This is a genomic window from Flavobacterium sp. (assembly GCF_965277525.1).
GTDB lineage: Bacteria > Bacteroidota > Bacteroidia > Flavobacteriales > Flavobacteriaceae > Flavobacterium.
Genome location: NZ_CBDIDC010000011.1, coordinates 269,725 through 281,731, shown reverse-complemented (window position 1 = coordinate 281,731; position 12,007 = coordinate 269,725). Strand labels below are relative to the sequence as shown.

General features: G+C 36.9%; 7 protein-coding genes. All 7 read right to left on the bottom strand.

Translation table 11 applies throughout. The features are described from left to right. Window positions 1-67 precede the first annotated feature (67 nt). A complete protein-coding gene (locus tag ACQY44_RS22040; RefSeq protein ID WP_428232428.1) occupies window positions 68-985 on the bottom strand; it encodes a glycoside hydrolase family 43 protein in 918 nt (305 codons plus the stop codon). A 61-nt stretch (window positions 986-1,046) separates the two neighbouring features. After that, entirely contained in the window at window positions 1,047-2,621 is a 1,575-nt protein-coding gene (locus ACQY44_RS22035) for a glycoside hydrolase family 28 protein (RefSeq protein ID WP_428232427.1), read from the bottom strand. Window positions 2,622-2,804: 183 nt separating this feature from the next. Next, entirely contained in the window at window positions 2,805-4,208 is a 1,404-nt protein-coding gene (locus ACQY44_RS22030; RefSeq protein WP_428232426.1) for a glycoside hydrolase family 140 protein, read from the bottom strand. Between the two features lie 152 nt (window positions 4,209-4,360). Next, on the bottom strand, window positions 4,361-7,519 hold the full coding sequence (locus ACQY44_RS22025; protein ID WP_428232425.1) for a DUF6298 domain-containing protein: 3,159 nt from the start codon (window positions 7,517-7,519) through the stop codon (window positions 4,361-4,363). 141 nt (window positions 7,520-7,660) lie between these two features. After that, window positions 7,661-9,367 (bottom strand): polysaccharide lyase, encoded by a 1,707-nt coding sequence (locus ACQY44_RS22020; protein WP_428232424.1) that lies wholly within the window; start codon window positions 9,365-9,367, stop codon window positions 7,661-7,663. 49 nt (window positions 9,368-9,416) lie between these two features. Next, window positions 9,417-10,103, bottom strand: a complete 687-nt coding sequence (locus tag ACQY44_RS22015; protein ID WP_428232423.1) for a DUF3826 domain-containing protein — start codon at window positions 10,101-10,103, stop codon at window positions 9,417-9,419. Window positions 10,104-10,217: 114 nt separating this feature from the next. Next, window positions 10,218-11,921 carry a polysaccharide lyase gene (locus ACQY44_RS22010; protein ID WP_428232422.1) on the bottom strand — a complete coding sequence of 568 codons (1,704 nt, stop codon included), beginning with the start codon at window positions 11,919-11,921 and terminating at the stop codon, window positions 10,218-10,220. Window positions 11,922-12,007 lie beyond the last annotated feature (86 nt).

The window sequence follows — 12,007 nt, the reverse complement described above, 5'->3', positions numbered from 1 at the left end:
ATTTTTAATTATTAAATGCTATAAATAAAAAAAACATTTTAATCTGTTAAATCTGTGGCTTTATCTTTTATTTTCTTTCAACTAATCCTTTTAAAACTTCTTCAGAAATTGTGGTGATCGTTCCGTGTTTGTGTCCTTCGGGAAGGCTTATTTTTGAGGAAACATCTTCAAAATGAACAAAATCTGAAGTACTTAATGCTTTATAATTTTTTGAGCCGTAATTGTCATAATACAACAACCAATTTTTACCGACTTTGACTACCGTTGGCCCTTCTGATAAATACTCCGTCAAGGGTTCTGATCTTTTACCGAATGGTCCTAAAGGCGATTTACCAAATGCTACTTCAATTTTACGCATTGGTCTTGTATTGTCTTTTAAAACCAAAACGTAGTCCTTTTTACCTTTCTTTACAATGACACAATCGATTACGCTAAAACCCGGATCGTAATACAATTTGGCATCTGAGAACGTGCTAAAATCTTTTGTAGTTACATAATACATTCTGTGATTGTTCTTTTCTTCTTCTACTCCTTTTTCAAATCGGAATGGAATTGTAGATGCCCAAATAATGATGTATTCTTTTTTGACATCATCATAGAAAATTTCCGGTGCCCAAACGTTTACTACTTCCGGTTCATTTTTCATCACCGGAATGTATTCCTGCTTTGACCAATGAATCAAATCTTTAGAACTGGCGTATCCAAAACCGTTTCCGCCTTTCCAGTCTGTCGTCCAAACCATGTGATAGGTTCCGTCCGCGCCTTTTGCAATCGAAGGATCACGCATTATTTTGCTAGCACCAATTTCGGGTTTCAAAAAAGATCCTTCAAGACCTTTCCAGTTGTAACCGTCTTCACTATAGGCTAAATACAAACCTTCTGTTGCCGGTTCTCTAAACGATGTAAAAAGATAAATGTCTCTCTTTTTCTGCGAGTAACTCATCGCAAAAACGAAAAGGGTTATGATGATGACTATTTTTTTCATGTTGTATCTCGTTTAAACTTTGTCAAAGTTTCGAACTTTGACAAAGTCGACTCGCTAATTTTTATTCTGTAATGGCTTTTTTATCTAAAACCGCTCCTTTTTTAACTGCCGTTGTTACGTTGTTAAATACATTATTTTTCAGGAAAACATTCTTTGTGTCTTTTCCATTTGCTTCAATGAAAACATCCGTTGCGTTAAATGGAAAATTGTTATTGATCATCATATTCGAAACATTATCCAGTTTGATCACCGGAACTCCGTTTATTGGTGTAGATGAACCAACATTATCTAAAATGATGTTTTTTGAATCGGATATTTTAAAAGAAGAACCCATTGAGGCGTTTACTTTTACATCATGAAATTCAACGTCCGTTGCTGTGCTTACCGTAAAACCTTCTTTTCCGTCCATATTGATATTGGAAAAGGTAATATTTTGAATGGGCATTTCGGTAATTCCTAAAATTTGTCCGGCTTTGTTTACATTCGAACCCGTAATATTACTCATATGAATATTTCTGAAAATAGGGGTTTTCTCCGTTACGGGTTCTACTTTGGTATCTTTGTCATAGAAAAGGCTCAGCACGATGGCTTCTTCTTTAATGTTTTTCATTACAATATTATCGACACGAATATCTTCTACAATACCGCCACGACCACGAGCCGCTTTGATACGGATTCCGCGATCTGTTCCGTCAAAAACGCAATTTGAAATCGTTACTTTTTTAATTCCGCCCGACATTTCGCTGCCAATCACCACACCGCCGTGACCGCTTAACATAGTACAATTGGTAATTGTAACATTTTCTGTTGGTCGGTTATATTTACGGCCGTCCTCATCTCTACCTGATTTGATCGTAATACAATCATCCCCAACACTAATATGACAATTCGAAATGTGAACATTTTTGCAGGATGATGGATTGATGCCGTCTGTATTTGGTGAATGCGGGTTGAAAATTGAAATTCCTGTTACCGTTACATTATCACAAAACTCTGGATTTATGGTCCAGAACGGAGAATTTTGAAATGTAACTCCTTCTATTAAGATGTTTTTACAATTATAAGCCTGAAAAAAAGAGGGTCTGAAAAACTTCTTGTCAATCGTTCTTTTATAATAATCTGAATAAACAATTCCCTTGTTTTGCTCTTCCCACATTTTCTGGTATTTCGTCAACGGAATGGGTCCTTTTGCCGTTTCAATGCGGTAGACTTCATTCCACCATGCTTTTCCTTGTCCGTCGATTACACCTCTTCCTTTGATGGTAATGTTCTCTACATCTTTGGCATAAAATAATGGCGAAAAAGATTGCATTACCAATCCTTCATAACGCATTTCTACATAAGGCAAATAATCATCGAAATTATCTGAAAATTTCAAAATTGCTCCCGAATCTAAATGAATCGTAATGTTACTTTTTAGTTTTAGTGCTCCTGTTAAATATTCCCCGGCAGGAAAAAAGAGGGTTCCACCGCCATTTTTAGATGCCTTTTCAATTGCATTCTGAATGGCTTCAGTACATTTTATGCCTTTGTTATTTCCTCCTTCGTTTAGGATGTTTAACCAGCCGTCGTTCGCGAAAGCAGTGTTAAGTCCGGTTATGAAACAGAATATGATTAGTATGTTTTTGATTTTCATAGTTTATGTTTTTGGTCTCAAGCAGATTTGGCAGATTTTGGCAGATCAGCGCAGATTGATAATCAAAAAATCTATAGAATTTGCTTAAATCTTTTTTAAATCTGCATGAAATATTTAAAATACGGTAAATGCCAAGAATTCACGAATTAATCTCGTTAATTACTTTTTACTTTTCACTAATTACTAGTTCGATCTTAAAATCAAAACCCAGTCATTTCCGTCTTTTTTATCTCCGGACGGCTGAAATTCCTGCACTCCTTTATTGTCTATAATTCCGATCTTTGTTTGTTTTCCGTTTCTTGGATTGTACCAGCTTGCGGTTACTTTATCTCCTCTTATTTTCCCCATATTCACGGCTATTTTTCTACCGGTATACGTATAAATCAGTGCATAATTATTTGCTCTTGTTGCTACCAGATAATCGTATTTTTCGCCTTGATTGGCAATTAAGGACTGATCCGGAACTCTTTCTAAATAAGGAAACGCCAACATTAATTTCTTAATGTGCACCATTTGTTTTGCTCCGGGCGCATTAATGGCAGAGGTCCATAATTCTTTATTTCCGTAGGCCGGTTTATCGCCTTTTCTAAACATTTGCATTACAGCATTATGTCCATAAGTATATCCCGCAGCACCAGCAAAAACAGACCAATAGCCATAACGTCTTACATCATTATCTGTCCATTTTGGTTGTAAAGTATCGTGTAAACCATGTGGAATTCCTTCGTAAGACGGTTCTCCGTCAAGTGTAGGTTTTGTTGGTTTTAAGGTTAAATCTCTTTGAACAAACTTATAGTTGTCTTCTTTGAAACTATTCGGCAAAGTGTCCTGATCGTAACGACGGTGTCCTGACTGAAACATATTGAAATCCAGCCATTTTGCATTGTGATAATTTTCAGAAGAATCTGTTCTTCCAAAGGGATGAAATGTCACCAACTGATCCGGATTATTTGTTTTTAAAGTACTTCCAAGTGCATTCCAGATGTCCATAAATTCATTTCCGTGTGTATCACCTCCGTTTAACCAGATGATATTGGTTCTGTTTTTATATCGATTGGCTAAAAATTTTGCATATTCTGTAGCTTGTTCTTTGCTGACTTTGTTTCCTTTAGAAACGTTGGTTCCCCAAACCGGAACCATCGCAAGGTAAATACCGTTTTTTTGAGCCACATCTAAAGTATAATCTACATGATCCCAATAATCATATTCCTGTGGATTTTTGAAATTATTTCCTGCAGTAATCAAAGGCTTTGAAACATCTTCGTTAATCAACGCCATATCGCCATACACATTGGTCACATTCAGAGTATGCAACACCATCACCTGAACTACATTAAACCCTTTTTCTTTTCTGTCTTTAAAATATTTATCGATTCCTGCTCTGTCTAATTTACCAAAGGTTAACCAACCTGTATCTCCCAACCAGAAAAATGGTTTTTCATCTCCTGTTACGAAATAATGCTGATTTTTTGAAACTTTAAGTTGAGGCAAAGTACCTTTTGTTTGCGCAGATTGAGAAAATCCGCTTTGTACTGTCAACAAAAAGCTTATACTTAAGGCGCATAAATATTTAATTTTCAGATTCATTTTGGTTTATTTTTGAATTGTGTTGTTATTTTTTTGCCACTCCCGATCGCTATCGGGATTCACTGCTTTAAAGGATTTCCCAAGCTTTGTCTTTAAATTTTTCTCGCAGATTGAGCAGATTTATTTTAATTTTTAATCTGTGAAATCTGTGGCTAACTTCTTTTTACTACAAGTATTACTTTTTCTTTGATTTCCGCTTGTGGAATTACTATTTGTTTTCCTGCACTGACATTTGCTTTTTTAATAAAAGTTCCTGTTGATGCATTAATTTCATATACTTCGAAAGTGCCTTTGTAATCCGACAAATCGATTAAAATATCTTGTGGATTCTTCGCATAAAAAAGATAACTTTTTCCTTTATTTTCTAATTTCCAAAGTTTGTCTGAAAACGTATTTCCGTCTACTAATTTCATTTCGCTTAAAGCGGAATAAAATACCGGAAGCCCAATTTTTGGAATATTTGGTAAAGAGGCTCCGGCCATCAAAGCCGGCCATCCGAATTTTGGAGATCCATCTGTTGAATACAGAATTACTTTTTCAGGGTATTTTTCGCGGTATTCACGAACGGCACGATAAACCTGATCTTCTGTTTCTTTTCCGGTTTTTAATTTTCTGGCGTGTTGTCTTGGTGCTAAATTCTGACCTCCTTGGGGTGCATAAGCCGATCCGTCTTCTTTATAATACCAGTATCGGATATCAATTGCATCTACTATTTTGACTCTTTGTACATCATTCAAAATAGCATCCTGTACATCTTTTGTGGCGCTTAAACCAATTATTCCTTTTTTACCGGTTTCGTCTTTCCATTTTTGAACTTCGTCCATCCAAAATTGCATAAAATGAAGTGGTCCTGTATATTCCGCACTTGTCAATTGAATTACGTTGCTGTTATCCTGAAAATTTTCCAGCGATTTTCTGATGAAACCCTCGTGTAATTTTCTTCTAACAGGATTCGTAATATCATAAAACTGTTCTGCCATAAAAATACGCTTATCTCCTGCATATGGCGGAGGTTCAGGAAAACCTGTACTGTTTATATTGTTTGCCGAACGCCACGGAGAACTTGCCCAATGCGCTCCGGCTTCTATAATATTATGTTGAAAATACTGTTGATTGACTAACAATTGTCCTTTGGTCTCTGCCAAATCAGCAAAAAGTGCCAAACGATCCCAATACCAATCATTGAATTTTGTTAAATCGTATTTGCTCAATTGATCCCAGGCGAAGTCCTGACCACTTCTTGCAAATGGCTGTTCGTAAAATGGCGGCCAAACATCGGCATCAAAACGGCGAACACGTTCGTGATCGTCCATCCTTCTTTCGTACCATAAACCATAATTATGTTCTAAGGCAACCATATTGTTGGTACTCAAATATTCTGTTACTTCGTTGATATTATCTGTAAATCCGGTTCCGGTTCTTCCCGGAACAAATCTTGTAATATGCGGTAATGACTTAGAAATATCGCTGTCTCTCAAACTTCCTCGCCACCAGGGCACATTTAATCTATTTCCCGCAATTACTTTATTATCATAAGTAAGCCAACCATTTTTTGTAACTACTTTATGATCTGAAAGGCTATTTTGTACCGAATTTATTTTTAAATCATTGGCATTTTTAAGTCCTGAAGCATTCGTATCAATTGGATTTGATTTTGAAACTTCAGCAATCCATTCCAGTAAACTTTCTTTTGGGGCAACTGAATTTTTAGTTAATTCTTGTGCTACATCAACAGCAGGACTTGAGGAAGGTTCTGAACCTAAATCATAAATAAACGGTTTCATAGGAAGTTGTTCCAAACGACTTTCTAACTGTGCATAAAACAAACTTCTCGGGCTAATATGACCGTTTACGTCTTTCCAATGACCGTCGCCAGCCATAATTCCGCCCCAAGTTCCAAAAGCCCAGTTTTGTGCTGTTGGCGGATTATAACATTCGATTTTAGATGCCGAAGTTTCCCAAATAACACTATTTGCTGCAGTCCAGCCTGCACCTCTTCCGTTTTGCTCTCTGTTGTTATAACTTAAAGCATGCCCTTCTATGTAAGAAACATCAAATAATACTCCTGTTGCCCAACTGCCAATGGCTCCGCTATTATTGAAAGGCAAAAACGATTCACACTGAATAAACACATTTGGACCTGTTGTTCCAAATCCGCCTACTGCAAAATCGTGGTAGCCATATTCTGAGTAACAACGTTGAAACAAAGTTTGCTGGCCTTCGGTATAAAAAGTATGTCGTCTAAAACCGGCAATTTCAGAAATTGGTTCGGTTGCGATACAATCTTCAACCGTAATTTGTTGAGCCGATTTTAACAGTGAAACTGCACCTCCTGCAAAATGCTTGAAATTAACTTGTTTTACCCAGGCATTTTTTGTGCTTTCTATGCTAATGCCAAACCATCTGTGTTCTTCGTCTTTTGGTTTTGCCTGATCGTAAGTTGATTTCATCAGAATATTTTCAATCCCGATTTGCTCAATTCTTCCAGGCCATGAATAAGCTGTTACTTTTGCCGTTCCATAAATATCATCTAAAGTCATGGTCAACGGAGCATTTAATGTTACTTCATTGCCATTTATTTTGTTTACAACCCTGTTCCATGAAATATCCCAATCGTCTTTTTTCCAGCCAATCCAACCGGTTTCTGCGCCAAAATCATCCATCTTTAAGTCTTTAATCCAGTTTGCAGTTAAAGGCTTTGTGATGATAATTTCGTCTGATGGTTTTAATTTTGAGGCATTTTTTAATTGAATTATTTTTGTTCCGAGTGGTGTATAGGTTGTATTGAATTCGAAAGTTTCACCCAGTTTTTTATCGTCAATTCCAAGAACTCTAATTAGAGCTTCTCTTTTCAATCCGGTTCCTAATAGAATGGTTCCGTTTTCATTGTTTCCGCTTCCTCGTAAAACGACGCCTGATTTTTTAATGAATAAAGTTCCATTTATTTTGAATAGTCCTTTGTCTAGCAAAACAGCACCACGAAAACCTGCCTTGTTTGGTTTAAGATTACTAACATAATCTATCGCTGCCTGAACTCTTTGGGTTGCATCTTCTTCTTGTTTTGGAACAAAAATTTTATTCTCAACATTAGGAATTGCTTTTTCAGATGCCATATAACCAGCGTATGAAAAATCAGGAATTTGGTTGCCTAAAGGATCCGCTGTAAAAGAAAGTTTCCCTTCTTTTGTTTTGATAATGTCTGGAAATGTACTTTGTGCTGTTCCTATATCTATTACAAACAAAACGAAACAGAACAAAAACAGTTTGTTCTTTTGAAAGGAGATTCTATTTCTTAGTTGGGTAAAATTCATTATTATTTGACTTTCTTAGAATTTTAGACTTTAGTTTTTTAAAAATAATCATTTAAGAAATAATACGTTCATACAAACCTATTTTCTACCATTTTAAGAGCTAACAGTTTTTTTTAACCTGTTAGCTCTGCATGACATAAACTATTGTACTAATCCTTTTAGCTTAGATAACGTATCCGTATTATTTTCAGGTTTTGTCCAGTCCGTTTTAGATTTTGGATCAATTCCGTTAAAATATTTTTCGATATTGGTATAACCGTCTCCGTTTGCGTCTTTATTGGCATCTGAAGCATCATTTGGATTTAAACCGAATTTCTTCTCCCATGCATCCGGAATCCCGTCATTATCAGAGTCTTTGTAGGCTTTACCTTTGTATACCGGATAACCGCCTACCTGATCCGGATGGGTTATAATTCCTTTTTTATACGAATCTGCCGGTAATCTTCTTTTGATAAATGCTGCACCAATTGTATTTTCTAATCCATCCTTAACTTCAATTTTTCCTGTACGGACTTGTTGGATAATTCTTTCGTCAACAATATCTCTTTTTGGAAAAGTGGCCCCCACATTATTCAATACAAATTCATAAGCTTCTTCTGCCGTCATAATGGTAAACTTGGGCATTAAAAATGGCTTTGGTTGTCTGATAGCTTCCAAAAATGATTTTGTTTCCGCTTCCGGAAGATCTTCCAGTTGTACACCACCATTCCAGTTATCTGCTGTAACTTCTGGCGATCCAACCATAAAATTACCTGAAACATAAGCTCTTCCATATTGTTTGGGTTCAATATAACCTGATTCCGGTTTTACAATTCTGTATCGAATTGGCTGATCTGTTGGTGTTACTGGCCCTGGTTTGAAATAATTATTGATAATATTCAACATCGAACGATAATCACCACCGTCAAGAGTGCGATTCCACCAATTGAATACTACGTTATTCACAAAATTAAAGTCACCGTACATTCCTATAGACGCATTTCTTGAAATGTTATCAGCCCATAAATTGCGCATAAACGTGCTGTTTAGTCCGCCAATCGTACTGCCAAAAGCATGATTATATGTGTCTAAACCTTCGGAAGAAATAGTGTTCTGGATAGTGATATTACAGGCGGGTAATTTCTCCAGTTTCGATTTTGCATTAGCTGCAAACTGATGCCTGTATAAAGAAATATTTTCATCTAATCCCCAGCTAACGGAACAGTGGTCAACGATAATATTTCCCATCGGGTTTCCTCCAAGCGCATCATCTCTACGGGTAACTTCTGTGGCACCTCTGCGAAAACGCATGTGTCTGATGATAACGTCGTGTGTGTCGATTTCTAAAGTTTCACCTGCAATGCAAATTCCGTCACCCGGAGCCGTTTGTCCTGCGATAGTAACATATGGCGCACGCATGCTGATTCGTTTTTTTAGCTGGATAATTCCTGAAACGTTGAATACGATCGTTCTTGCCCCAACAGCTTCACAGGCTTCACGAAAAGTTCCTTTTCCGCTGTCTTCCAAGCTCGTAACTACAAATATTTTTCCGCCACGACCTCCTTGTGTAAATGCTCCTCCACCTTCGGCTCCCGGAAAAGCAGGAATATCTGCCAGGACAAAATCTTTGGGATAGGAAGCCCAGGGTAAATAGGGTTTTCCTTGTTTAGCTTCAGCCTGAATGATATTGTAATTGGCGGTCCAAATTTCGCTTAGTCTTTTTTCTTCATCCGCTAAAAGAGCATCCGCTTTTTCCTGAACTGGTTTTGGAATTACGGGATATTGTGCATAAGCCGATGATACAAGAGAACAAAATGACAATGCCATAAATGTTCTTTTTAAAGTACGGTTGGGAAAAATATTGTGCATGAAATGATATTCTTTGGTTGATAGTTTTTGGTGTAAAGCTTTTAGAAATTTATTCTTTCGAAGTCGGATCTTTTACTTTATTCTTCTCTCTTTCTTCGATACGTTTGTGCCAGTCAGCACTTTCTTTATTTAAATCGTAACCCTCTTTAGAAAGATAATTGTTGATTCTTCCTTTGTATTTTCCAAACCAACCGTGTTTTTGTTTAGAGGATCCACCATCCATAGCGTGTTCTCTTGCTTCTACTAAAGCTTTAAAAATATACTCTTTTTGTGCAGCCGTTAAATTAGGCAACATGTCATTATAACCGGCAACAGTAATTGGCAAAACTCCGTAGGTCATTCCGTCTTTTACTTCTGTTATTTTATCTTCTGATAATTGTTTTCCTAACTTTTTCAAATAGGATTTGTGCAGTTTTTCGATCGACTGATCTGCTGTTGCTTTTAGTTTATCAATCTTTTCGTTTTGCTTTTCTTTCGATAAAGCCGCATCTTCTTTTATTTTTTTGATTTCGGCATCTCTGGGATCCTGAATAGCCGTTAAATCCCTGAATTGCTGCGCCACAATATCTGTAACTACTTTTTCTTTTTCGGGATTATTCAATCCTAATTTCTCTACAATTTTAGCCGCTCTTTCATTGGTTATTTTGATATATGCCGGATCTAAATGTTGTTGTGCGATACTGGTAAAGAATACCAATAACAGCATCAAAACACTTGTATTTTTAATTGATTTCATTTTAGTGAAGGTTATGAATTGCAATAATTTTATAAAATCTGCCTAATTTGCTCAATCTGCTAGCTAATTTTTTTTCATGTAAATCGAGCAGATTGAGCAGATTTTTTTTAAAACTTACTCTTGTATAGACTTGGTTAAAGTTTCATGATTGTTGCTTAAATCTTTCCAGTCTGTTTTTTGGTTTGGATCTGTACCGTTGAGGTATTCTTCGATATTGGAGTATCCGTCGTTATCTGAATCTAATTTAGCATCTGCAGCATCATTAGGATTTAAACCATGTTTCTTTTCCCATTTGTCCGGCAGACCGTCTTTATCAGTATCAACATACGGTTTCCCTTTGTATTCCGGATATCCGCCTACCTGAGAGATATCAGTGATAATTCCTTGTTTATAAGAATCCATTGGTAAACGTCTGTGTTCGAATTGATAGAATGTCTTTTTTTCTAATCCTTTGGCATATTCCGGAACTCCGGTTTTTACTGTTCTTACGATTCTTTCGTCTACTTTATCTCTTATGGGTAAAGTTGCCCCTACGTTTTTAAGTACAAAATCATACGATTCTTCTGCAGTCATAAATTTATTAAACCATGGCATTGGGAACGCTCTGTCGCTTTTCATCTTAGCGAAATAATCTTTGGCTTCGTCATACGGCATCAGTTCTCCTTTTTTATTTTCGATCTGGATTCCACCATCCCAGTTGTCTTTGGTCACTTTTTCGTTATTGTTAACTACGTTTCCATTTACATAAGCCCTTCCAAAAACCATATAAGGCAATTTACTTCTTCCTGATTCCGGTTTTAAAATTCTGTAGCTAATAGGCTGAGTTAAATCGGTTACAGGACCTGGCTTGTAAAAGTTATTGATGATGTTGTAATTTGCTGTATAATCTCCTCCATCTGTTGATCTGTTGTACCAGTTGAATACCACATTATTTACAAAATTGAAAATCCCATTCCAACCAATCGAAGGGTTTCTACCGGCGTTATTGGCCCACATATTTCTGACAAAAGCACAATTTTCTCCTCCTAAAGTACTTCCAAATGCATGGTTGTACGTATCTAAGGCTTCTCCAAATAAACTATTTTGAATGGTAATGTTTACTGTAGGTTTCTTTTCGTCAGTATAACCCGCCCCCGGACTGTACATGTGTCTGTAAATTGACATGTTTTCGTCTAATCCCCAGGTTGCAGAAACGTGGTCGATCATAATATTACCAACCGGATTTCCTCCGATAGCGTCATCACGACGGCCTACGAAAGTTTCTCCACGACGGAAACGCATGTGTCTGATAATTACGTCATGCGTATCGATCCAAACTGATTCTCCTGCAATACAAATTCCATCACCGGGAGCCGTTTGTCCCGCAATTGTAATGTAAGGCGCACGAATGATCAACGGACTTTTGATTCTGATGATTCCGGCAACATTAAATACGATGACTCTTGCCCCGCCTTTTTCGCAGGCTTCACGTAAAGTTCCAGGTCCTCTGTCTTCCAGACTTGTTACCGTGTACACGTTTCCGCCACGACCTCCATACGTAAACATTCCTCCACCTTCGGCTCCCGGAAATGCAGGAATCTCTGCCTGTGGTAAATCATTTGGTCTTGATGCCCAGGGAATATAGGGTTTTCCGTGCCTGGCTTCTTCTTCGACAATTACGAGTGCTTTTTCCCAGGCTTCGTCAGAAAGTCTTGAAGCTTCATCTTTAATTGCCTTTTCCTGCTCCTGAACTTCTTTACTTAGTTTTGGATATTGAGCGAAACACTTTGCACTTCCCAAAAAAAGCAGAGTTGCGATAAATAATACGGAATTTTTCATGTTAATTTTTACTTTTGGTATTCGTTTTTAAACAAATCACCTGTATTAAAAGGAATACAGGTGATCTTTTTATGTGTGTTTTGATG

Bases quoted from the DNA above. Each gene is read 5' to 3' on its own strand.
- ACQY44_RS22040 (WP_428232428.1), bottom strand. From the start codon at position 985: ATGAAAAAAATAGTCATCATCATAACCCTTTTCGTTTTTGCGATGAGT.
- ACQY44_RS22035 (WP_428232427.1), bottom strand. From the start codon at position 2,621: ATGAAAATCAAAAACATACTAATCATATTCTGTTTCATAACCGGACTT.
- ACQY44_RS22030 (WP_428232426.1), bottom strand. From the start codon at position 4,208: ATGAATCTGAAAATTAAATATTTATGCGCCTTAAGTATAAGCTTTTTG.
- ACQY44_RS22025 (WP_428232425.1), bottom strand. From the start codon at position 7,519: ATGAATTTTACCCAACTAAGAAATAGAATCTCCTTTCAAAAGAACAAA.
- ACQY44_RS22020 (WP_428232424.1), bottom strand. From the start codon at position 9,367: ATGCACAATATTTTTCCCAACCGTACTTTAAAAAGAACATTTATGGCA.
- ACQY44_RS22015 (WP_428232423.1), bottom strand. From the start codon at position 10,103: ATGAAATCAATTAAAAATACAAGTGTTTTGATGCTGTTATTGGTATTC.
- ACQY44_RS22010 (WP_428232422.1), bottom strand. From the start codon at position 11,921: ATGAAAAATTCCGTATTATTTATCGCAACTCTGCTTTTTTTGGGAAGT.